We start from the raw sequence: 24339 nt of genomic DNA on the forward strand, positions 1-24339 counted from the left end.
GGATCGCCGCGTCCTGCCGTCACCAGTACTGAGGTGGACCAACGCGCGCCATTCGCACGGGCGGCACTACGATGGAAAACTCCACGCCGCACCACTCTCAGCCATGGGAAATCAAGGGGAACTTCATGTCGTTCATCGGCCGTGACATGGCTGTCGACCTCGGGACCGCCAACACGCTGGTGTACGTCAGGGGTCGAGGCATCGTTCTGAACGAGCCGTCAGTCGTCGCCATCAACACCAACACCGGGGGCATCCTCGCGGTCGGCGCGGAGGCGAAGAAGATGATCGGCCGGACCCCCGGCAACATCGTCGCCGTGCGCCCGCTCAAGGACGGTGTGATCGCCGACTTCGAGATCACCGAGCGCATGCTCCGCTACTTCATCCTCAAGATCCACAAGCGCCGCTGGATGGCCCGCCCCCGCGTCGTCGTCTGCGTGCCCTCCGGCATCACCGGAGTGGAGCGCCGCGCCGTGATCGAGGCGTCGACCCAGGCCGGCGCCCGCCAGGTGCACATCATCGAGGAGCCCATGGCGGCGGCCATCGGCTCGGGTCTCCCCGTCCACGAGGCCACCGGCAACATGGTCGTCGACATCGGCGGCGGCACCACCGAGGTCGCCGTCATCTCCCTCGGCGGAATCGTCACGGCACAGTCGATCCGGGTCGCCGGCGACGAGCTCGACAGCGCGATCATCCAGCACATCAAGAAGGAGTACTCGCTCCTCCTCGGTGAGCGCACCGCCGAGCAGATCAAGATCACCATCGGCTCCGCGTACGACCTCGACAAGGACGAGCACACCGAGATCCGCGGCCGCGACCTCGTCTCCGGTCTGCCCAAGACCGTGGTCATCTCCGCGGCCGAGGTCCGCAAGGCCATCGAGGAGCCGGTCAACGCGATCGTCGACGCCGTGAAGACCACCCTCGACAAGTGCCCGCCGGAGCTCTCCGGTGACGTCATGGACCGCGGCATCGTTCTCACGGGTGGCGGCGCCCTGCTCCGCGGCCTCGACGAGCGCCTCCGCCGCGAGACCGGCATGCCGATCCACATCGCCGAGGACCCGCTGGACTCGGTGGCCCTCGGCTCCGGCAAGTGCGTGGAGGAGTTCGAGGCCCTGCAGCAGGTCCTGGACGCCCAGCCGCGCCGCTAGCGACACCGCTTCACCCGTACGGCTCCACCCGTACAGCTTCACTCGTACAGCCGAACAACCGAACCACGAGGAAAGGCACGGCCGCCGCACGTGAGGGACACACGAGAGAGCCGGCTGCTCCTGGTGCTGCTGATCGCCATCGCGTTCGCACTGATCACGGTGGACATCCGCGGCGGTCAGGAGTCACCCGTCGACGGTGCCCGACAGGCCGCAGCGGCGGTCTTCGGGCCGGTCGAGAAGGGTGTGGCGGCCGCCGTCGATCCCGTCGGCAACGCCATAGGCGCGGTGCGGGACTCCGGCGAGCGGCACACCCGGATCGCCGCCCTGGAGAAGGAGAACGCCGAACTCAAGGCGAAGCTCGGCAGCGACGACCGCAACCGCAACCGGCTGCGCGAGCTCGACGCCATGCTCAAGACCGCGGGCGCCGGACAGTACGGCATCAAGGGCGCCCAGGTCATCGCCATAGGAGCGGCCCAGGGCTTCTCCTGGACGGTCACCATCGACGTCGGCGCCCGCGACGGCATCACCCGGGACATGACCGTGCTCAACGGCTCCGGGCTCGTCGGCCGGGTCACCACCGTCGGCCCCTCCACCTCCACCGTCCTCCTCGCCAGCGACCCCGACTTCACCGTCGGCACCCGCATGGAGAAGAGCGACGAACTCGGCTTCGCCACGGGCCAGGGGGACAGCCCCCTCCTCGTCCAGCTCCTCAACGGCAAGGCCAAGGTCAAGCCCGGCGACCGGCTCGTCACCTTCGGCTCGCGCGCCGACAAGCCCTTCGTGCCCGGCGTCCCCGTCGGCGAGGTCGTCCGCGTCGACCCGGCGGCCGGCGGCCTGACCCGCAACATCTACGTCCGCCCGTACGTCGGCTTCACCAAGCTCGACATCGTCGGCGTCGTCGTCCAGGCCCCGAAGTCCGACCCCCGCGACGTGGTCCTGCCGCAGAAGCCCAAGCCGGCACCGACCGTCACCGTCACGGTCACACCGACAGCGACACCACCGGACGGACAGCAGACCAACCAGCAGAACCAGCAGACACCGCAGGACCAGGGGGGCGTGACACCGTGAAGTTCAACCGCATCCTCCTCTCCGCCACCCTGATCGTGGTGGCCCTGGTCGTCCAGGTCTCCGTCCTCGCCCGCCTCCAACTGCCCGGAGCCGTCCCCGACCTCGTCCTGCTCACCGTCGTCGGCCTCGCCCTCGTCTACGGACCCGTCAGCGGCTCCCTCATCGGCTTCACCGCCGGCCTCCTCTCCGACCTCGCCCCGCCCGCCGACCACGCCGCCGGCCGCTACGCCCTCGTGCTCTGCGTCATCGGCTACCTCGTCGGCCTCGCGAAGCCGGACAACGGCCGGCTGACCTCCGCGGCCGGCCCCATGGCCACCGTCGTCGCCGCGGCCGTCGGCTCCACGCTCCTCTACGCGGGCGTCGGCGCCCTCGTCGGCGACACCGCCGCCCGCCACGTCGGCCTCGGGTTCCTGCTGTTCACCGCGGTCGTGTACGACCTGCTCCTCGCACCCTTCACGGTGCCGCTCATCATGGCGATCGCCCGCCGCGCCGAGAACGACCCGCTCGCCGACGCCGGCGGCGGCAACGGCGCCGACGTCGCCTCCGGCTGGCTCTCCTCCGGCACGGGCCTGCGGATCGGCACCCAGCGCGGCGGCCTGCGCGTGAAGGCCGCGCGGAGCCGCGCCTCACGCGCCGGACGCATCAAGGGAGTCAAGCGACTGTGACCGAGGGGACCCCGGCGGCATGACCAACATCCCCGAGACCGGACGGACCCCCCGGGTCCAGATCCGACTCGTCGTCATCCAGATCCTCGTCTTCTCCCTGCTGCTCACCCTGGGGGGCCGGCTCTGGTACCTCCAGATCCGCAACGGCAAGGAGTACACGGACGAGGCGAAGAACAACCACGTCCAGCAGGTCGTCCAGCCCGCCGTCCGCGGCTCGCTCCTCGACGCCCGCGGCGTCCCGCTCGCCGACAACGAGACCCGGCTCGTGGTCTCCGCGTCCCGCACCGAGCTCATGAAGATGAAGGACCGCGGCAAGGGGGTCCTGACCCGGCTCGCCGACGTCCTCGACATGAAGCCCGACGAGGTCATCAACAAGATCCGGCTCTGCGACTCCAAGACGCCCAAGCCCTGCTGGAACGGTTCGCCCTACCAGCCGATCCCCGTCACCGACGAGGCCACCACCCAGCAGGCCCTCCAGATCCGCGAGCGCGCCGAGGACTTCCCCGGCATCACCGCCGAGCCCACCGCCGTCCGCCGCTACCCGGCCCCCGGCAAGTCCCGCACCTCGCAGGTCCTCGGCTACCTCTCGCCCGTCACCGACGGCGAGATCGAGAAGGCCAAGGACACCGACTCGCCGTTCCTCCGCTCCGACCAGGTCGGCCGCTCCGGCCTGGAGCGCACGTACGACAAGGAACTGCGCGGCAAGGCCGGCGTCACCCGCTACGAGGTCGACAACCTCGGCCGCGTCATCGGCCAGGCCAAGAGCGACCCCGCCGTCCCCGGCTCCAACGTCGTCACCTCCATCGACGCCCGCGTCCAGGCGGTCGCCGAATGGGAGCTGCACAACGCGATGGTGGAGGCCCGCAAGACCTTCGACAAGAACACCAACGAGAACTACAAGGCCGACGCCGGCGCCGTCGTCGTCATGGAGGCCAAGACCGGCCGCATCGTCGCCATGGCCTCGCAGCCCGACTACGACCCCAACGCCTGGGTCGGCGGCATCTCCGCCAAGGACTACGCCGCCCTCACCGGCAAGGACTCCAACTTCCCGCTCCTCAACCGGGCCATCCAGGGCCAGGCCGCCCCCGGCTCGATCTTCAAGGTCATCTCGACCACCGCCGCCGTCAACGCGGGCTACGACTTCGACGGCCGCTACCCGTGCACCAGTTCGTACTCCATCGGCAACCAGGTCTTCAAGAACTTCGAATCGCAGAACCACGGCCCGATCTCGCTCGGACGCGCCCTCGAGGTCTCCTGCGACACCGTCTTCTACGCCCTCGCCCACCAGCAGTGGATCAAGGACGGCGGGATGAAGCCGAAGAAGAACCCGGGCGACTGGTTCTACAAGACCGCCCACCAGTTCGGCCTCGGCGCCGAGACCGGCATCGACCTCCCCAACGAGGTCTCCGGCCGCGTCCCCGACCGCCAGTGGAAGCAGAAGTTCTGGGAGGACAACAAGGACTGGTGGTGCAAGTACGGGAAGAAGGGCGGCACCTACGTCCAGCAGCTCTCGTACGAGAACTGCCTCGAAGGCAACCTGATGCGCGCCGGTGACTCCGTCAACTACTCCATCGGACAGGGCGACACCCTCGTCACCCCCATCCAGATGGCCACCATCTACTCCGCCATCTCCAACGGCGGCACCCTGTGGAACCCCACCGTCGGCAAGGCCGTCATCAGCCCCGACGGCAAGCGGGTGAACGAGATCGCGCCCAAGTCGCACGGCAAGCTGCCGTTCAACAAGGACACCCGCGACTTGATAGACGAAGCCCTCGCGGGTGTCGCCACCCGCGGTACGGCCGCCTGGCGATTCGGCGGCTGGCCGCAGGACAAGATCCCGATGCACGCCAAGACGGGTACCGCCGAGGTCTACGGCAAGCAGACGACCTCCTGGTTCGCCACGTACACCAAGGACTACGCGATCGTCATGACGATCTCCCAGGGTGGTACGGGCTCCGGCGCCTCGGGCCCCGCCGTGCGCAACATCTACGACGCGCTCTACGGACTCGACGACGCCGGCAACCAGGACCTGAAGCGGGCCCTGCTCCCGCAGCCGCAGAAGGCGCTGCCGAAGATCGAGGCCGACGGCTCCATCGACGCGCCGAAGATCGCGCCGTACGACCCCGAATCCCAGAAGGTCGACGAGACGAAGCCGAAGTCCGACGGCACCCAGCCGCCGGCCGACCCCGCGACGCCCACCAGGAAGCCGGACGACAACCAGCTGGCGGGCCCGCCCGCCCACCGCGGGAGGCTCTGAACCGATGACCGCACCCCACGGCTTCTCCGTCTCCCGGTACGCACCCGAGCGCGGCACCCTCGCCAAGCTGGCCGCCCGCGACTCGGTGCTCCGCCGGCTCGACTGGCCCATACTGCTGTCGGCGCTCGCCCTCTCCGGCATCGGTTCGCTGCTCGTCTGGTCCGCCACCCGCGGCCGCACCGAGCTCAACCAGGGCGACCCGTACTACTTCCTGTTCCGGCACCTGCTCAACACCGGCATCGGCCTCGCCCTGATGATCGGCACGATCTGGCTCGGCCACCGCACCCTGCGCGGCGCGGTGCCGATCCTCTACGGCCTCTCGATCGTGCTGATCCTCGCCGTCCTCACCCCGCTCGGCGCCACCATCAACGGCGCCCACGCGTGGATCGTCGTCGGCGGCGGCTTCTCCCTCCAGCCCAGCGAGTTCGTGAAGATCACGATCATCCTGGTCATGGCGGTGCTGCTCGCCGCCAAGGTCGACGCCGGCGACCAGCTCCACCCCGACCACCGCACCGTCGCCAAGGCCCTCGGCCTGGCCGCGCTCCCCATGGGCATCGTCATGCTGATGCCCGACCTCGGGTCCGTGATGGTCATGGCGGTCATCGTCCTCGGCGTGCTCCTCGCCTCAGGCGCCTCCAACCGCTGGGTCCTCGGCCTCATCGGCGCCGGCGTCCTCGGCGCGGTCCTCGTCACCGCGCTCGGCATGCTCGACGAGTACCAGATCAACCGCTTCGCGGCCTTCGCCAACCCCGACCTCGACCCCGCCGGCGTCGGCTACAACACCAACCAGGCCCGCATCGCCATCGGCTCCGGCGGCCTCCTCGGCGCGGGCCTCTTCAAGGGCTCGCAGACGACCGGCCAGTTCGTCCCCGAACAGCAGACCGACTTCGTCTTCACGGTCGCCGGCGAGGAACTCGGCTTCGTCGGCGCCGGCCTGATCCTCGTCCTGCTCGGCGTCATCCTCTGGCGCTCCTGCCGGATCGCCCGCGAGACCACCGAGCTCTACGGCACGATCGTCGCGGCCGGCATCATCGCCTGGTTCGCCTTCCAGTCCTTCGAGAACATCGGCATGACCCTCGGCATCATGCCGGTCGCCGGCCTGCCGCTGCCGTTCGTCTCCTACGGCGGCTCGTCGATGTTCGCCGTATGGGTGGCGATCGGACTCCTCCAGTCGATTCGCGTACAACGCCCGATGACGGCCTGACCACGACTAGATTCGAGGTATGGCCGAGACGAAACGCGAGATCGAGCGGAAGTACGAAGCCACGGGGGAGACTCCGCTGCCGGACCTCACCCGGGTCGCCGGGGTGGCGGAGGTCGTCGACGAAGGCGTCATGGAACTCGACGCCGTCTACCACGACACCCCCGACCTCCGGCTCGCGGCGGACGCGGTCACCCTCCGCCGCCGCACCGGTGGGAGCGACGCCGGCTGGCACGTGAAGTTCCCCGTCGCCGCCGGAATCCGCGACGAGATCAGAGCCCCGCTGAGCGACACCCTGCCGGGTGAGCTCGCGGGGCTCCTGCGTTCCCGCGTCCGGCACGCCGAGATCGTCCCCGTCGTCCGGCTCCGCTCCGCGCGCGACGTCCGCCGCCTGCTCGCCGCCGACGGCACCCTCCTCGCCGAACTCTCCGTCGACACGGTCCACGCCGAACGCCTGCCCTCGGGTGCGGTGGCCACCTGGACCGAGATCGAGGTGGAACTCGCCGACGACGTCGACGACCCCGCCCTCCTGGACGCCATCGAGAAACGCCTCGAGAAGGCGGGCATCCACCCGTCGGACGCACCGTCGAAACTGGCCCGCGCCCTGGCGGAGACGGGGCCGGCACCCGAGGCGGCTCCCACCGCCGGGGAACCGGGGAAGGCCGGGAAGCCCGGGAAGGCCGGGAAGGCCGGGGAATCCGGGGGAGCGGGGGAGCGCGGCACCGCCGGGAAGCCCTCCTCCGGCGGGACCTCCGGCACCGCTGGGAAGCCCGGCACCGCCGCGACCTCCGGCACCGCCGGGAAGCCCTCCTCCGCCGCGACCTCCGGCACCGCAGGGAAGCCCGGCTCCGGCGGGACCTCCGGCACCGCCGGGAAGCCCGGCTCCGGCGGGACCTCCGGCACCGCCGGGAAGCCCGGCTCCGGCGGGACCTCCGGCACGTCCGGCGCCCCTGCCGGTACCGCCGGTGCCGCCGTGCTCGTCTACGTGCGGGAGCAGGCCGACGCGATCGTCGCGCTCGACCCCGCCGTCAGGCGTGACCTGCCCGACGCCGTCCACCAGCTGCGGGTCGCCTGCCGGCGGATGCGCAGCGCCTTCAAGACCTACCGCCGGGTCCTCGACCGGACCGTCACCGACCCGGTCGGCGACGAGCTGAAGTGGCTCGCCGGGGAGCTCGGCGTCGCCCGCGACCAGGAGGTCCTCGACGCCCGCCTGCGCGCCCGCCTCGCCGACCTGCCCCCCACCCTCACCCTCGGCCCGGTCGAGGCCCGGCTGCGCCGCCGCGGCGCCGCTCGCGCCGAGGACGCCCGGCGCCGGGCCCTCGAAGCCCTCGACTCCGACCGCCACCTCGCCCTCCTCGACACCCTCCACGCGCTCCTCGCAGACCCGCCGCTGCGCAAGGCTGCCCGCCGCGACGCCCGCAGGGTCCTCGCCAAGGCCGTCCGCAAGGACCACGACCGCCTCGGCGGCCGGATCGAGCACGCCCTCGCCCTCGACCCCGGCCACGAACGCGACCTCGCCCTCCACGAGGCCCGCAAGGCCGCCAAGCGCGCCCGCTACGCCGCCGAGGCGGCCCGCCCCACCCTCGGCAAGCCCGCCAAGAAGCTCGGCAAACGCGTCAAGGCCGTCCAGAGCCTCCTCGGCGAACACCAGGACTCCGTCGTGGCCCGCGCCGCCCTCCGGGAGTTCGCGATCCAGTCCCACGGCGCCGGCGAATCGGCCTTCACCTGGGGACTTCTCTACGGCCGCGAGGAGGCGGCCGCCGCCGCGACCGAGCGGGAGCTGCCCGGGGTCTGGGCCCGTGCCGCGGGCCCGGAACTCACGGCGGCGCTGACCCGCTGAGCACCGGGGTACGCTTGAGAGTCGCCCCCCTGCCAGCTCACGAAGGTTCGAGATGTCTGCTGCCGAGTCTGTCTTCCCGCAGCTCGAAGCTCTGCTCCCGCACGTGCAGAAGCCGATTCAGTACGTCGGTGGAGAGCTGAACTCCACGGTCAAGCCGTGGGAGTCCGCCGACGTCCGCTGGGCGCTGATGTACCCGGACGCGTACGAGGTCGGTCTGCCCAACCAGGGCGTCATGATCCTCTACGAGGTGCTCAACGAGCGCGAGGGAGTCCTCGCCGAGCGCACCTACAGCGTGTGGCCGGACCTCGAAGAGCTGATGCGCGAGCACAAGGTGCCCCAGTTCACGGTCGACAGCCACCGCCCCGTCGGCGCGTTCGACGTCTTCGGCCTGAGCTTCTCCACGGAGCTCGGCTACACGAACATGCTCACGGCCCTCGACCTGGCGGGCATCCCGCTGGAGTCGAAGGACCGGACGATCGACCACCCGATCGTGCTCGCCGGCGGCCACGCCGCCTTCAACCCCGAGCCGATCGCGGACTTCATCGACGCGGCGATCATCGGCGACGGCGAGCAGGCCGTCCTCGACATGACCGAGATCATCCGCGCCTGGAAGGCCGAGGGCAGGCCGGGCGGCCGCGAGGAGGTCCTCCTCCGCCTCGCGAAGACCGGCGCCGTCTACATCCCGGCGTTCTACGACGTCGAGTACCTCCCGGACGGCCGCATCGGCCGCGTCGTCCCGAACCGCTCCGGCGTGCCGTGGCGCGTCTCGAAGCACACCGTCATGGACCTCGACGAGTGGCCGTACCCCAAGCAGCCGCTCGTCCCGCTCGCGGAGACCGTCCACGAGCGCATGTCCGTCGAGATCTTCCGCGGCTGCACCCGCGGCTGCCGCTTCTGCCAGGCCGGCATGATCACGCGCCCCGTGCGGGAGCGAAGCATCACCGGCATCGGCGAGATGGTCGAGAAGGGCCTCAAGGCGACGGGCTTCGAGGAGGTCGGCCTCCTCTCCCTGTCCTCCGCGGACCACACCGAGATCGCCGACATCGCGAAGGGCCTGGCGGACCGGTACGAGGAGGACAAGATCGGCCTGTCCCTCCCCTCGACCCGCGTCGACGCGTTCAACGTCGACCTGGCGAACGAGCTCACGAGGAACGGCCGCCGTTCCGGCCTGACCTTCGCCCCCGAGGGCGGCTCCGAGCGCATGCGCAAGGTCATCAACAAGATGGTCTCGGAAGAGGACCTCATCCGTACCGTCGCCACCGCGTACGGCAACGGCTGGCGCCAGGTGAAGCTGTACTTCATGTGCGGCCTGCCGACGGAGACCGACGAGGACGTCCTCCAGATCGCCGACATGGCGATCAACGTCATCGCCAAGGGCCGCGAGGTCTCCGGCCAGAACGACATCCGCTGCACCGTCTCCATCGGCGGTTTCGTCCCCAAGCCGCACACCCCCTTCCAGTGGGCCCCGCAGCTGTCGGCCGAGGAGACGGACGAGCGCCTGCGCAAGCTCCGCGACAAGATCCGCGGCGACAAGAAGTACGGCCGCTCGATCGGCTTCCGCTACCACGACGGCAAGCCCGGCATCGTCGAGGGCCTCCTCTCCCGCGGCGACCGCCGCCTCGGCGCGGTCATCCGCGCGGTGTACGAGGACGGCGGCCGCTTCGACGGCTGGCGCGAGCACTTCTCGTACGACCGCTGGATGGCCTGCGCCGAGAAGACGCTGCCCGAGGTCGGCGTGGACGTCGCCTGGTACACCACCCGCGAGCGCACCTACGAGGAGGTCCTGCCCTGGGACCACCTGGACTCGGGCCTCGACAAGGACTGGCTCTGGGAGGACTGGCAGGACGCCCTCGACGAGACCGAGGTCGAGGACTGCCGCTGGACCCCGTGCTTCGACTGCGGCGTCTGCCCGCAGATGGACACGCACATCCAGATCGGCCCGACCGGCAAGAAGCTGCTGCCGCTGACGGTCGTCAATCAGTAACGCTTGAGTGACGGCCCGGCGAAGGGGAAACCCTTCGCCGGGCCGTCGCGTCATTTCCGGCATGAACACGGAGAAGACCAGGTCGCAGCCCCAGAACGAGCCCGCGGGGTGCCTCACAGGGGTGGCGCGGGCCATCGCCCTGGTGGTCGTCCTGCCGGTGCGGCTGGTCTGGGACGCGCTCGGCTGGTGCCTGAAGCAGCTGTGGCGCTGGGTCCTCGCCCCGGTCGGGCGGGCCCTCGGGTGGCTGATCCATTACCTGGTCGTCGTTCCGTTGCGGTTCCTGTGGGAGTGGGTGCTCGCGCCGGTCGGGCGGGCCCTCTGGTGGGTGATCGACCTGCTGGTCGTCACGCCCCTGAAGTGGCTCGGGCGCTGGGTGCTGCTCCCCGTCGCCAAGGCCGTCTGGTGGGTCGTCGACCTGCTGCTCGTCACCCCGCTGACCTGGCTCTGGCGGTACGTGCTCGCGCCCGTCGGCCGGGCGGTCGGCGTCGCGGTCGCCTGGGCCTGGGGAGTGGCCGGCCGGATCTCGCGGGCCCTCGGGCGCGCCGTCGGTTGGGTGCTGTGGAACCTGGTCGGGCGGCCCCTCGCCTGGACGTACCGGGTGGTCCTCACGCCCGTCGGCCACTGGCTGCGCACCTGGGTGTGGGCGCCCGTCTCCGCCGCCGCCCGGGCCGTCCGCGCCGCCGCCCGCGAGGTGCGCCTCGCCCTCTTCGGCGGATCGCGCTGACCGAGCCCGGGGAACCGGAGGCGGCCCGGGCGCGTACTCTGGGTAGTACAACGAACGTCCCCGGCGTGGCGCCCGCCCCCGAGATCTCCCCGCGGAAGCGGGGGTGAACCGGGCGGGACCCCCAGGGCCCGTACATCTCGTGGACGGCGCCAGCCGCGCCGCCCCGCATCGAGGAGAAGAACCACTGGGCAAGCGACAGCCCGAAGGCCCGCCGCCCGCACCGGCGGTGCAGCGCATCCGACTGCGCTACACCAAGCGCGGCCGCCTCCGGTTCACCAGCCACCGTGACTTCCAGCGCGCCTTCGAGCGTGCGCTGCGCCGTGCCGAGGTGCCCATGGCGTACTCGGCGGGCTTCACCCCGCACCCGAAGGTGTCGTACGCCAACGCCGCCCCGACGGGCACGGGCTCCGAGGCCGAGTACCTGGAGATCGCGCTCACCGAGGCGCGTGACCCGGAGACCCTGCGGGTCCTGCTCGACGAGTCCCTCCCGGCAGGCCTCGACATCACCGACGCCGTCGAGGCCCGCACCTCGGGTCTCGCCGACCGGCTCACCGCCTCCGTGTGGGAGCTGCGGCTCGAAGGCGTCACGGTCGAGGACGCCGAGAAGGCCGTCGAGACGTTTCTCGCGGCCGAGACGGTGGAAGTACAGCGCAAGACCAAGAACGGAGTCCGCACCTTCGACGCCCGTTCCGCCGTCACCGAGCTGACGGCCGCCCGTCCCCAGGGCGATCCCCAGGGTGATAGGCCGCTCGACAGCGCCTGTGCGATACTGCGGCTGGTTGTTCGGCACGTGACACCTGCCGTGCGACCCGACGACGTCCTGTCCGGTCTCCGAGCTGTGGCCGACCTGGCGCCGCCGGTCCCCGCTGCGGTGACCAGGCTGGCGCAGGGGCTCTTCGACGAGGAGTCCGGCACGGTGACCGACCCGCTCGCGCCCGACCGCGAGGCAGTTGCCTCAGCGACGGCGCCGGGTGCCGGTTCCGCGTAGGGAGCGGTCGTCGTAGCGCCGCCCTGGTACTCGGGAGCCACCTGGGTCGGGCAGCGCACTGACCAGGAGACTTTCGCCAGGCCGTCCGCACAGGGCGTACGGAACCGGCGAGCCAGACATAGAGCTCCCGTGCGGCGCCCGCGCCCCGGACGGCGGCACCGCGCCACAGGCGCGACCGTGCCGCCGGACCGGAACCAGGCGCGGCGCCCGGGAGCGTGACGGGAGAAACCCCGCATGCTCGAGTCCAACGAAGACACCAATGCCCCCGGTGACAAGCTGCCGCCGCGCCGCAGGCGCCGCGCCGCTTCCCGCCCGGCCGGTCCGCCGGTGACGGGCGCGACCGCCGAGGTCACGGAGACCACGGCGGCCGCCGAGGCCCCCGCCGTGGAGGCCGCCCCGGTCGAGGCCGAGGCCGCTCCCGCGCCGCGGACCCGCCGCCGCGCCACCCGCAAGGCCACCGCTCCCGCCGCTGAGGTCGTGGCCGAGCCGGTTGCCGAGCCGGTCGTGGAGGCCGTCGCCGCCGAGGCCGTCGAGGAGGCCCCCGAGGCCGCCCCCGCCCGCCCGCGCCGCCGCGCCACCCGTAAGGCCACCTCGCCGGTGACCTCCCCGGCCGTCGCCGAGCCGGCCGCCGAGCCGGTCGTCGAGGCCGTGGAAGCGGTCGAGGCAGTCGAGGAGGCCGCGCCGCCGGCCCGTACCCGCCGCCGCGCCACCCGCAAGGCCACCGCTCCCGCCGCTGAGGAGACCGTGGTCGTGGCCCCGGCCGCCGAGCCGGTCGCCGAGGTCGTGGAGGAGGCCGCGCCGCCGGCCCGTACCCGCCGCCGTGCCACCCGCAAGGCCACCTCGCCCGAGCAGGCCGTCGAGACGGCCGCCACCGGCGAGTCGCTGCCCCAGGCCGCCGTCGAGCAGATCGCCGCCGACGAGGCCGAGGTCGCCGCCGCCGAGACCGCCGCCACCCGTGGCCGCGGCCGCCGCCGCGTCACCTCGCCGCAGTTCACCTCCGAGCCGGCACCGGCCCGCGAGCCCCGCCGCGCCACGCGCCCCGCCGTCGCCGTCTTCCAGGCCCCGGTCTTCGCCGAGCCGATGTTCCAGACCCCGGAGACCGCCGCCGCGGCGGCCGCCGCCGTGGTGGAGGAGCCGGAGGAGGAGACGGTCGAGACGGCCGAGGTCGTGGAGGCCGTCGAGACCGAGACCGCCGAGACCGCCGAGCGCGCCGAGTCCGGCTCCCGCCGTCGCCGTCGCCGTCGCGGCGAGCCCGTCGCCGTCGAGCCCGTCCCGGCCACCGTCGCCGACGAGCCCGAGGTCGAGGCCGTCGCCGACGAGGTCGAGGAGGCCGAGGAGGCCGAGGAGACGGACGAGTACGAGGACCGTCCGTCCCGCCGTCGCCGCCGTGGCGGCCGCCGTCGCCGTCGCGGCGAGCTCACCGAGGTCGAGGAGACCGAGGAGGGCGAGGAGCCGCACGCCGAGGACGAGACCGAGGAGGGCGAGGAGGAGTCGGAGGAGGCCGAGGCCTACGCCGGCGGTTCCAGCAGCTCCCGTCGCCGCCGCCGTCGCCGCCGTCGCAGCGGGGACGCCTCCGCCGACGTCGAGGCGGGCGACGAGGACGGCGTCCGTACGGTCGTCAAGGTCCGCGAGCCGCGCCCGGCCCGCGAGAAGGCCGAGCCGTCCGACGAGGTCCAGTCCATCAAGGGCTCGACCCGCCTGGAGGCCAAGAAGCAGCGCCGCCGCGAAGGCCGCGAGCAGGGCCGCCGCCGCGTCCCGATCATCACCGAGGCCGAGTTCCTCGCCCGCCGCGAGGCCGTCGAGCGCGTCATGGTCGTCCGCCAGAACGGCGAGCGCACCCAGATCGGCGTCCTGGAAGACAACGTGCTCGTCGAGCACTACGTCAACAAGGAGCAGGCCACCTCGTACGTCGGCAACGTCTACCTGGGCAAGGTCCAGAACGTGCTGCCGTCCATGGAGGCCGCCTTCGTCGACATCGGCAAGGGCCGCAACGCCGTCCTGTACGCCGGTGAGGTCAACTTCGAGGCGCTCGGCATGGCCAACGGGCCGCGCCGCATCGAGTCCGCCCTCAAGTCCGGCCAGTCGGTCCTCGTGCAGGTCACGAAGGACCCGATCGGCCACAAGGGCGCGCGTCTGACCAGCCAGGTCTCCCTCCCGGGCCGCTACCTCGTGTACGTCCCCGAGGGCTCGATGACCGGCATCAGCCGCAAGCTCCCGGACACCGAGCGCGCCCGTCTGAAGACCATCCTCAAGAAGATCGTCCCCGAGGACGCGGGCGTCATCGTGCGCACCGCCGCCGAGGGCGCGAGCGAGGACGAGCTGCGCCGCGACGTCGAGCGACTGCAGGCGCAGTGGGCCGACATCCAGAAGAAGGCCGCGCAGATCTCGACGTCCGCGCCGAGCCTGCTCTACGGCGAGCCGGACATGACCGTCCGCGTCGTCCGCGACATCTTCAACGAGGACTTCTCGAAGGTCATCGTCAGCGGCGACGACGCGTGGGAGACCATCCACGGGTACGTCTCGCACGTCGCGCCCGACCTGGCCGACCGCCTGTCCAAGTGGACCAGCGAGGTCGACGTCTTCGCGACGTACCGGATCGACGAGCAGCTGATGAAGGCGCTCGACCGCAAGGTCTGGCTGCCGTCCGGCGGCTCGCTGGTGATCGACAAGACCGAGGCGATGATCGTCGTCGACGTCAACACCGGCAAGTTCACCGGCCAGGGCGGCAACCTCGAAGAGACCGTGACGAGGAACAACCTCGAAGCGGCCGAGGAGATCGTCCGCCAGCTGCGCCTGCGCGACCTGGGCGGCATCGTCGTCATCGACTTCATCGACATGGTCCTGGAGTCCAACCGCGACCTGGTGCTGCGCCGCCTCCTGGAGTGCCTGGGCCGGGACCGGACCAAGCACCAGGTGGCCGAGGTCACCTCGCTGGGCCTGGTCCAGATGACCCGCAAGCGGGTCGGCCAGGGCCTCCTGGAGTCCTTCTCCGAGACCTGCGTCCACTGCAACGGCCGCGGTGTCATCGTCCACATGGAGCAGCCGGCCACCGCCGGTGGCGGTGGCGGCGGCAAGCGCTCGAAGAAGCGCGGCCGCGGCGGCGAGCACGTCCACGAGCACGAGCACGCCGAGGCCGTGGAGCCGGAGACGGAGACCGCCGAGGTCGAGACCGAGGCCGAGGTCGCCGCCGAGCTGGCCGCCCCGGTGGCCGTGCCGGTGCCGATCGCCCCGGACGAGGAGCTGTACGGCTCCGCCGCCGAGGCGGAGGCCGCCGCCACGCGCGGTCGTGGCCGCCGTCGCGCCACCCGCCGGGTGTCCGCGCCGGTCGCGTCGACGCCCGTCGTCCCGGCGGTCGTCGAGACCGAGGCCGTCGACTTCGAGCCGGCGCCCGTCGCTGAGCCGGTCGTGAAGCCCGCTGCCGAGCCGGTCGTCGAGGCGCAGCCCGTCGTGGAGCCCGCTCCGGTGGTCGAGCCGGTCGTCGAGGAGACCGCCGCCCCGGCGCCGCGCGGCCGTCGCCGTGCCACCCGTCGGGCGACGTCCCCGGTCGTCTCGACCACGGACGCGGTCGCCGAGGTCGTCACCGAGCCGGTCGTCGTCGAGCCCGCTCCGGAGCCCGTCGTGGCGCCGGAGCCGGTGGCCGAGCCCGCCGCCGAGGCCGTCGTCGAGCCGGTCGTCGAGGAGGCCCCCGTGGCCGCCCCGCCGCGTGCCCGTCGCCGGGTGGTCCGCAAGGCCACCGCTCCCGCCGGTTCGCCCTCGGGCGCCGAGGAGGCGGCCGTCGTCGTGGTGACCACGGCCCCGGCCGAGAGCACCGAGGCGCCGGCCGAGGCCGCCGAGGCCGAGCCCGCTCCCGTCAAGAAGACGGCGGCGCGCAAGACCGCGGCGAAGAAGACCACGGCCAAGAAGGCCGCCACCAAGAAGACGGCGGCGACCAAGAAGACGGCGGCGAAGAAGACCACCGCCAAGAAGGCCACGGCCAAGAAGGCGGCGGAGAAGACCGCCGCCCCGGCCCAGGACTGACCGGCCGGTGCGGGCCGCCGCCCCTCCTTCGGGGGCGGCGGCCCGCACCACACGGGCGAATTTGACCCTCTGCGGCAGCCGCCCGTAACCTAGACCGTCGGCGTGTCTATCGATGCGCCGCGCCTCTGAGCACCTTCCTCCCGCTCGCCGGGAGAGGCCGCTCGTCCGATTCCGGATCGCCGCGGGCCCCCGGGCCCGTGTGAGTGGCTGGCTTCAGAGGTTTCGATCCCGAGTGAGAGAGAGATCCGCGTGTACGCCATCGTGCGCAGCGGTGGTCGCCAGCACAAGGTTGCTGTCGGCGACATCGTTGAGGTTGACAAGATTTCCACTGCCAAGGTTGGCGACACGGTCGAGCTCTCGACCCTGCTCGTTGTCGACGGCGACGCCGTGACCAGCGACCCGTGGGTCCTGGCCGGCATCAAGGTCACGGCCGAGGTCGTGGACCACCACAAGGGCGCCAAGATCGACATCCTGCGCTACAAGAACAAGACCGGCTACCGCCGTCGCCAGGGTCACCGTCAGCAGTACACGGCGATCAAGGTCACCGGTATCCCCGCGGCTGCGAAGTAAGAGGGACTGAGACATGGCACACAAGAAGGGCGCATCGTCCACCCGGAACGGGCGCGACTCGAATGCCCAGCGGCTCGGCGTGAAGCGCTTCGGCGGTCAGGTCGTCAACGCGGGTGAGATCCTGGTCCGCCAGCGCGGCACGCACTTCCACCCGGGCGCGGGCGTCGGCCGTGGCGGCGACGACACGCTGTTCGCCCTGCAGGCCGGTTCGGTGCAGTTCGGCACCCACCGTGGCCGCAAGGTCGTGAACATCGTTCCGGTCGCCTGATCGGAACACTTTGCGGAGGCGGACCTCACTTCCCGGATCGGGAAGCGGGTCCGCCTTTCGCGTGTTACTAGATAGACATTCCGCACGTAAGTAATTCTCTGGAGGCACAACCATGACCACCTTCGTGGACCGCGTCGAGCTGCACGTCGCCGCGGGTAACGGAGGCCACGGCTGCGCCTCCGTCCATCGCGAGAAGTTCAAGCCGCTCGGCGGCCCCGACGGCGGCAACGGCGGCCGCGGCGGCGATGTGACCCTGGTCGTCGACCAGTCGGTCACCACGCTCCTCGAGTACCACCACTCCCCGCACCGCAAGGCGACCAACGGTCAGCCCGGCGCCGGCGACAACCGTTCCGGCAAGGACGGCCAGGACCTGGTCCTGACCGTGCCCGACGGCACCGTCGTCCTCGACAAGCAGGGCAACGTCCTCGCCGACCTGGTCGGCCAGGGCACCACCTTCGTCGCCGGCCAGGGCGGCCGCGGCGGCCTCGGCAACGCCGCGCTGTCCTCCGCGCGCCGCAAGGCCCCCGGCTTCGCGCTCCTCGGCGAGCCCGGCGAGGCGCGGGACATCGTCCTGGAGCTCAAGACCGTCGCCGACGTGGCGCTGGTGGGCTACCCGAGCGCCGGCAAGTCCTCGCTGATCTCCGTGCTCTCGGCCGCCAAGCCGAAGATCGCGGACTACCCGTTCACCACGCTCGTCCCGAACCTCGGTGTGGTCACGGCCGGTTCGACCGTCTACACGATCGCCGACGTGCCGGGTCTGATCCCGGGCGCCAGCCAGGGCCGCGGCCTGGGCCTCGAGTTCCTCCGCCACGTGGAGCGCTGCTCGGTCCTCGTCCACGTCCTCGACACGGCGACGCTGGAGTCCGAGCGCGACCCGGTCACCGACCTCGACGTCATCGAGGAGGAGCTCAAGCAGTACGGCGGCCTGGAGGACCGGCCCCGGATCGTCGTCCTCAACAAGATCGACATCCCGGACGGCCAGGACCTCGCGGACATGATCCGCCCGGACCTGGAGGAGCGCGGCTACCAGGTGTTCGAGGTCTCCGCCGTGGCCCGTACGGGTCTGAAGGAGCTCTCCTTCGCCCTCGCCGGCATCGTCGCCGAGGCGCGCGCGGCCAAGCCGAAGGAGGAGGCGACCCGGATCGTCATCCGCCCGAAGGCCGTCGACGACGCGGGCTTCACCGTCACGTACGACGAGCACGAAGAGGTCTACCGGGTGCGCGGCGAGAAGCCGGAGCGCTGGGTCCGCCAGACCGACTTCAACAACGACGAGGCCGTGGGCTACCTGGCCGACCGCCTCAACCGCCTCGGCGTCGAGGACGAGCTGATGAAGGCCGGTGCCCGCGCGGGCGACGGCGTCGCGATCGGCTCCGAGGACAACGCGGTCGTCTTCGACTGGGAGCCCACCATGATGGCCGGCGCCGAGATGCTCGGCCGCCGTGGTGAGGACCACCGTCTGGAGGCCCCGCGCCCGGCGGCCCAGCGCCGCCGCGACCGCGAGGCGGAGCGCGTCGACCCGCAGCGCGAGTACGACGAGTTCGACCCGTTCTAGGACCTGCCCCGGTCCGACCCGCCACGGCACCGGCCGGGCACCCCAGAGGTGCCCGGCCGGTGCCGTTCGGGGGCGGGTCCCGGACCTGGGGGAGCCGTCCCGCCGTGGACGTTCCGGTTCCGGTTCAGGTCGCCAGGGGGCCGTTCGGGGGACACGTAGGATTCACGGGTGAGTGAGAGCCCCCGGCCGCAGGCCGCCGCGCGTGTCAGTGTCGTCGTCATCGCGTACAACGACGCGGCCCACGTCGGCGACGCCGTCCGTTCCGCGCTCGCGCAGGGCGACGCGGTCGGCGAGGTCCTCGTCGTCGACGACGCCTCCGGGGACGACACGCCCGGGGTCCTCGCCGGGTTCGCCGACGAGCCGCGGGTGCGCCCGCTGATCCGGCGGGAGAACAGCGGCGGCTGCGGCACCCCCCGCAACGACGGCGTCGACGCCGCCGTCCACCCGTACGTCCTCTTCCTCGACAGCGACGACCTGCTGCTGCCCGGCGCCGTCGACGGACTGCTCGCCGTCGCCGACGAGCAGGACGCCGACGTCGTCGCGGGGATCTGCGTGCGGCGCGAGCTCCCCGAGGGCCGCGAGACCGTCTGGGCGCCCTCGCTGTACGACGCGTCCCAGGGCGCCACGCTCCCCGGCACCGTCCTCGACGGCATCGAGAAGCACCCGGAGTTCGTCCTCGACACCCTCTCCGTCAACAAGCTCTACCGGCGGGACTTCCTCGACCGGCACGCCATCCGCTTCCCCGACGGCGCCTTCCACTACGAGGACTTCGTCTTCAGCGCCCGGGTGCAGGCCGCCGCCCCCCGGCTCGCCGTCACCGACGTGCCCGTCTACGTGTGGCACGTGCGGCGGCAGGCCGCGACCCTGTCGATCTCGCTGCGCCGCGCCTCCCTGGCCAACTGGGAACACCGGATCGCCGCGCACGCCGCCGTCGTCGACGTGTTCCGCACGGCGGGCCGGCCCGCGCTGGCCCGCGCCGCGCAGACGAAGTTCCTCGACTACGACCTCCCCATGTACCTGCGGGAGCTGCCGCAGCGGACCGCCGCCTACCGGGCCGCCTGGTGGACGGCGACCCGCGCGCACCTGGCCGGCTTCGAGTCCGCCGCGGTCGCCGACGCGCAGGCCCCGGGCCGCTGGCTGCACGCCGGACTCGCGGCCCTCCCCGCCGTGCCCGAGGGGCGGGAACTGACCCGGTTCGTCGAGCTGGCCGCACCCCTGCCCCGCCTCGTGCCGCCGTACCCGCGCGGCGAGGACGGCGCGCCGGTCCTGTCGGCCGCGCCCGCCGACGTACCCCTGGAGGGTCTCGCGGAGCTCGCGCCCGCGGAGCTGCCCCTGGCCGTGGACGGGGCCGTGACCGTCGGCGCGTCGACCCGGCTGACCCTGACCGTCCACGAGCTGTACGGGCGTGTCGCGGCGCTGCGCCCCACCGCCGTCCGCGTGTCGTTCACGGAGCGGGTCTCGGCGGGCGAGCTGTCGGCCGACGCGCCGCTGCTCCCCGTGGACGAGGGCTGGACGGCGACCGTGTCGCTGCCGACCGCGAAGCTGCTCCGGGCGGGCCGGCTCGCCGCCTGGTCGGTCCGCGCCGAGCTGCGGTACGCGGACGGCTCGACCGGAGAGGCCGAGGTCAGGGCCCCGCAGGGCTTCGTCGGCCGGCGCGGGATGGTCCTCGGGCGACTGGGCCGGGTGCTGCTCGTCCAGGTCGTGGCCTCGGCGCGCCGCGGGCTCGTCCTCCGCTTCGCGGGCGGCGCCGTCGGCGCACGTCAGGTGATGTCCGGCCGGTTCAAGAGGCTGTTCGCCGCCCGGTGACCAAGCGGTGGTCAAGCGGTGGTCAAGCGGTGGCCGATGCCGCGACCGGGACCGCGACCGAGACCGTGATCGAGTGCTGATCACGGGGTGAACGATGCGGTGAACATCACCGAAGGTCCGGGAGAGCAGGTATGAAACAATTCCTCCTGCCGGGTAGTCTTTCCGGTCGCCGGGTGGCGCTCGTCGAACATGAGGGGGCGACACCCTTCACCACCGAAGGCAGTAGCGCGCCATTGACCATGGCGCAGGCAGTGCTGCGCCTGGCCGGAACGCGTGCCACGTGTCGCCGCCCGCACTTGTGAGAGGACTTGGATGCCGACTAGCGACGTCCCTGATGTGAGCGTCGTCATCATCGTGTACAACGATGAGGAACGGCTCCCGCGAGCGGTCCGGTCCGTGCTCGACCAGACCCTCAACAACCTCGAAGTGATCATCGCCGACGACTGTTCGACCGATGGCACCGAGCGTGTCGCACGTTCTCTGGAGGCCTCCGACCCGCGGGTGCGCTACGTGCGCCTGGAGCAGAACAGCGGTGGCTGCAGCGCGCCCCGCAACCGCGGCATCGCGGTCGCCCGCGCCCCGCACATCATGTTCCTGGACAGCGACGACGAGCTGCCCCGCCATGCCTGCAAGAGCCTGCTCCTCGTCGCCGAGGAGACCGGGGTCGACTTCGTGACCGGTGAGGTGACCCGCCTCTTCGAGGAGACGAACACCACCGGCCTCTGGTACCCGCACCTCTTCACCGAGAAGCGCGTCGTCGACGGCATCGCCGAGGCCCCGGAGTACTTCTTCGACCACCTCTCGACGAACAAGCTCTACCGGACCGCCTTCATCCGGGACAACGCCCTCACCTTCCCCGAGGGCATCCACTACGAGGACCAGCTGTTCTCCGCGCAGGCCTTCTCGCTCGCGGAGTCCTTCGCCGTCGTCCCGTGGTCGGTCTACACTTGGCGCCTCGCGCCGGAGAGCGTCTCCATCTCCTCCAGCCGGCACAAGATCCAGAACGTCGCGGACCGCATCGGCGTGGCCCGGCTCATCGACGCCTGGTTCGAGGAGAACGACCGCGGCGGGCTGCGCGCGGAGAAGGACTACAAGTTCCTCCGCCACGACTTCCGCCTGTACCTGGGCGACCTGCCGTTCCGTGACCTCGACTGGATCGCCGAGTTCGCCGAGGTGGTGAACCCGTACCTGGACGAGATCTCCGACGAGACCTACGCCCGGCTCTCCCGCGAGGAGCGCATCTGCATCCACCTGCTGCGCACCGGCCGCCTGGAGGACCTCCAGATCGCCTGCCGCCAGCTGGGCCGGCCGCAGCTCGCCCCGCGCTTCATGACGGAGGAGGGCGAGACCACCTACTGGGGTGCCGTCGCCCCCGCCGACGACGCGAGCCGCGACGCGCTGGACATCAGCGAGTGGTACATGCGCGAGCAGGTGCTCGCCACCGGCCGCGTCCGCCACGAGCTGACCTCCGTGTCGATGCGGGGCCCGGTCCTGCACCTGGAGATCCACACGTACGACCCGGCCGGCCTGATCACCGAGGACACCAAGGCCTCGGTCAAGCTCGCCGCGCACAAGACGCCGCTCACGGTGCCGCTGACGCTGCGCCCGCACGGCGAGGGGCAGTACGTCTCCAAGGTCGAGCTCGACTTCCGCAAGGTGCCCGTCGGCAAGGTCGGCGTGGCGACCCGCCGCCACCCGGTGGTCGCCCTGGAACGCGACGGCGCCCAGCGCACGGACATCCTGCTGGCCAAGTACGACCAGCCGGACTTCCGCGCCACCGTCACGTACCACCGGTTCGGCATCCACCACCTCCGCATCAAGGCGGAGCAGAAGGGTGCCGGACGCCTCGAGGTGACCTGGCAGCGGTCCGGCGTCCTGAAGTCGCTCGAGCCGCTCGGCCCCGTCGCCCGCAAGGCCAAGGGCAAGGTCGGCAAGGTCAGGAAGATCCTCGTCGGCAACGAGGGCAAGGCCAGCGCCTACGACGCCGTGTCCAAGTTCCCGCGCCGCAAGCGCCAGCTCGCCGTGTTCGAGGCCCTGGAGGGCCGCGGCTACGCGGACAGCCCGCGCTACATCTACGAGGAGCTCAAGCGCCGCAACCTCCCGATCGACGTGGTCTGGTCGTACTCCGGCGACCGCTCGTCCTTCCCGGAGGACGTCACCCTCGTCAAGCGCGGCAGCTTCGCGTACGGACGCGCGCTGGCCCGTGCCAGCTTCTGGGTCGACTCGCACAACCTGCCGTACCTGTACCCGAAGCCGAAGGGCACCCGGTACCTGCAGACCTGGCACGGCCAGACCTTCAAGGCGATGGGCTTCGACGTGCCCTCGCTGCGGGGCGCCTCGGAGATCGAGAAGGGCCGCTTCCGCGCCGCCGTCGGCCGCTGGGACGCCCTCGTCTGCCCGAGCGCCGAGTTCGAGCGGACCTTCGTCCCGGCCTTCGAGGTCTCGGCCGACCTGATCCGCTCCGGCTACCCCCGCAACGACGTTCTGGTGCGCTGGGCCGAGCCCGAGCAGCAGGCCAGGGCCGCCACCGTCCGCGAGGCCCTGAACATCCCGGCCGACAAGAAGGTCCTGCTGTACGCCCCGACGTTCCGTGACGCGGCCCGCCGCACCGGACAGTCGGTGCGCGTGGACCTGGAGGCGCTGGCCCCGCACCTCTCCGACCAGTGGATCATCGTCGTCCGGACCCACCCGTACGACCGGTTCAAGATCGCTCCGGAGCTGGGTCACTTCCTGCGCGACGGCTCCTCCTACGCCGACATCAACGACGTGATGCTGGCCTCGGACGCGGTCCTCACGGACTACTCGTCGCTGATGTTCGACTACGCCAACACCGGCCGCCCGATCATCCTCTACACGGACGACTACGAGGCGTACAAGGGCGGCGACCGCGGCACGTACTACGACCTCGAAGAGATCGCGCCCGGCCCGATGGTGACGACCACCGAGGACCTCGCCGCCGCCGTGCGGGACCTCGAGGGCACCCAGGAGCGCCACGCCCAGCGGTACGCGCGCTTCCAGGAAATGTTCTGCTCGTACGAGACCGGCCACGCCAGCAAGATGGTGGTCGACGCTTTTTTCGAAGGCGGCACCCATGACTGAGGCCTCCCCTGTCCGCAACGTGTTCTTCGTCGGTATCGACGTCGACTCGATGGGTGGATCCCAGCGGGTGCTGCACACCCTCGCCCAGGGCATGGGGGAGCGCGGTCACCGCGTCGAGCTGATCGGCATCAGGCCGAGCCCCGAGCCGTTCCCGTACAACGCCAGCCGCTCGTACGGGCACACGACGCTCTACCCGGCCCCCTCCGAGCCCAAGCCGCCGGTCCGCACGGTCGGCGACCGGATCAGCCTGGCGCGGCGCGCCGACGCCCGCCGCGCCCGGGCCGACCGCGACAGCGCGCGGGCCGAGTTCGAGCGGAAGCTCGCCGAGGTCAAGGACGGCTACATCGTCTTCGGCTCGCCGTGGGCGGTCGACTGGGTCATGCCGCTGAAGTGGCGTCACCTCAAGGGCATCGGGCAGTACCACGAGTCCTTCGCGCAGGCGAAGCGGAGCGCCAACCTGGGCCTGATCCGCCGTCACTACCCGGAGCTCGAGCAGACCCTGGTGCTCTCCGAGGGCGACGCGGTCGAGTTCGTCAACCAGCGCGTGCCGAACGTGCGCGTCATGCCGAACCCGCTGCCGTTCTTCCCGGACGAGCTGGCCCCGCTCGACACCCGCAAGATCGGTGCCGTCGGCCGACTCGACCCGATCAAGCGGTACGACCGCATGATCGAGGCCTTCGCCCAGGCCCACCAGGGCCGCGAGGGCTGGGAGCTGCACCTCTTCGGCGAGGGCCCGCTGGAGGCCGAGCTGCGGATGCGCGCCGAGGACCTCGGCGTCGCCGACCAGGTCGTCTTCCGCGGCACGGCGCAGGACATGGCCGCCGCCTACCGCGAGCTGTCCGTCGTCGCGATCAGCAGTGAGCGCGAGGGCCGGCCGATGGCGCTGGCCGAGGCCGCCGCCTGCGGCGTGCCGTGCGTGAGCTTCGACGTCTCCGGCGGTGTCCGGGAGCTCGTCGCGGACGGCGTCTCCGGCACCCTGGTGCCGCCGGCCGACGTGCCGGGGCTCGCCGCCGCGCTCGGCGAGCTGATGGACGACGACGCGATGCGCCACCGGTACGGCAAGGCCGGCCGCGAGCACGTCGCGCACCTGGCGCTGCCGCACGTCCTCGACCAGTGGGAGGCGGCGTTCGAGGAGATCGAGCGCTAGGGCCCGCC

Annotated in this window: 16 protein-coding genes; all 16 read left to right on the forward strand. The window is 71.8% G+C overall.

Translation table 11 applies throughout. From position 1 onward, the window contains the following. Positions 1-125: 125 nt before the first annotated feature. Positions 126-1145, forward strand: coding sequence for a rod shape-determining protein (locus GGE06_RS01880; protein WP_116161013.1), 1020 nt, complete (start codon positions 126-128; stop codon positions 1143-1145). Between the two features lie 90 nt (positions 1146-1235). After that, entirely contained in the window at positions 1236-2213 is a 978-nt protein-coding gene (gene mreC, locus GGE06_RS01885) for a rod shape-determining protein MreC (protein WP_116161014.1), read from the forward strand. Then, positions 2210-2878, forward strand: a complete 669-nt coding sequence (gene mreD, locus GGE06_RS01890; protein WP_116161015.1) for a rod shape-determining protein MreD — start codon at positions 2210-2212, stop codon at positions 2876-2878. The genes mreC and mreD overlap by 4 nt, the downstream gene beginning before the upstream one ends. Positions 2879-2897: 19 nt before the next feature. Continuing rightward, positions 2898-5135, forward strand: a complete 2238-nt coding sequence (mrdA, locus tag GGE06_RS01895; RefSeq protein WP_116161016.1) for a penicillin-binding protein 2 — start codon at positions 2898-2900, stop codon at positions 5133-5135. Positions 5136-5139: 4 nt separating this feature from the next. Further along, the gene (gene rodA, locus GGE06_RS01900) at positions 5140-6339 is read left to right on the forward strand and encodes a rod shape-determining protein RodA (RefSeq protein ID WP_184929876.1); all 1200 of its coding nucleotides are present in this window, start codon (positions 5140-5142) and stop codon (positions 6337-6339) included. Positions 6340-6358: 19 nt separating this feature from the next. Further along, a complete protein-coding gene (locus GGE06_RS01905) occupies positions 6359-8176 on the forward strand; it encodes a CHAD domain-containing protein (protein ID WP_184929877.1) in 1818 nt (605 codons plus the stop codon). A 52-nt stretch (positions 8177-8228) separates the two neighbouring features. Next, a complete protein-coding gene (locus GGE06_RS01910) occupies positions 8229-10160 on the forward strand; it encodes a TIGR03960 family B12-binding radical SAM protein (RefSeq protein WP_116161019.1) in 1932 nt (643 codons plus the stop codon). A 61-nt stretch (positions 10161-10221) separates the two neighbouring features. Further along, complete coding sequence (locus tag GGE06_RS01915) at positions 10222-10884, forward strand: hypothetical protein (protein WP_184929878.1); 663 nt, start codon at positions 10222-10224, stop codon at positions 10882-10884. Between the two features lie 226 nt (positions 10885-11110). After that, positions 11111-11872, forward strand: a complete 762-nt coding sequence (locus GGE06_RS01920; protein ID WP_116161021.1) for a TIGR03936 family radical SAM-associated protein — start codon at positions 11111-11113, stop codon at positions 11870-11872. A 234-nt stretch (positions 11873-12106) separates the two neighbouring features. Further along, positions 12107-15889 (forward strand): Rne/Rng family ribonuclease, encoded by a 3783-nt coding sequence (locus tag GGE06_RS01925; RefSeq protein ID WP_184929879.1) that lies wholly within the window; start codon positions 12107-12109, stop codon positions 15887-15889. 249 nt (positions 15890-16138) lie between these two features. Next, positions 16139-16459: a 50S ribosomal protein L21 gene (rplU, locus tag GGE06_RS01930; RefSeq protein WP_015033583.1), complete on the forward strand. Its 321-nt coding sequence runs from the start codon at positions 16139-16141 to the stop codon at positions 16457-16459. Positions 16460-16472: 13 nt separating this feature from the next. Further along, positions 16473-16727, forward strand: a complete 255-nt coding sequence (gene rpmA, locus GGE06_RS01935) for a 50S ribosomal protein L27 (RefSeq protein ID WP_010041940.1) — start codon at positions 16473-16475, stop codon at positions 16725-16727. 112 nt (positions 16728-16839) lie between these two features. Continuing rightward, on the forward strand, positions 16840-18279 hold the full coding sequence (gene obgE, locus GGE06_RS01940) for a GTPase ObgE (protein WP_184929880.1): 1440 nt from the start codon (positions 16840-16842) through the stop codon (positions 18277-18279). A 168-nt stretch (positions 18280-18447) separates the two neighbouring features. Beyond that, on the forward strand, positions 18448-20085 hold the full coding sequence (locus tag GGE06_RS01945) for a glycosyltransferase family 2 protein (RefSeq protein ID WP_184929881.1): 1638 nt from the start codon (positions 18448-18450) through the stop codon (positions 20083-20085). Positions 20086-20397: 312 nt separating this feature from the next. Further along, positions 20398-23184: a bifunctional glycosyltransferase/CDP-glycerol:glycerophosphate glycerophosphotransferase gene (locus GGE06_RS01950; RefSeq protein ID WP_184929882.1), complete on the forward strand. Its 2787-nt coding sequence runs from the start codon at positions 20398-20400 to the stop codon at positions 23182-23184. Then, a complete protein-coding gene (locus tag GGE06_RS01955; protein WP_116161026.1) occupies positions 23177-24331 on the forward strand; it encodes a glycosyltransferase in 1155 nt (384 codons plus the stop codon). Before GGE06_RS01950 ends, GGE06_RS01955 begins: the two co-directional genes overlap by 8 nt. Positions 24332-24339 lie beyond the last annotated feature (8 nt).

It is taken from the genome of Streptomyces nymphaeiformis (assembly GCF_014203895.1).
Classification (GTDB): Bacteria; Actinomycetota; Actinomycetes; order Streptomycetales; family Streptomycetaceae; genus Streptomyces; species Streptomyces nymphaeiformis.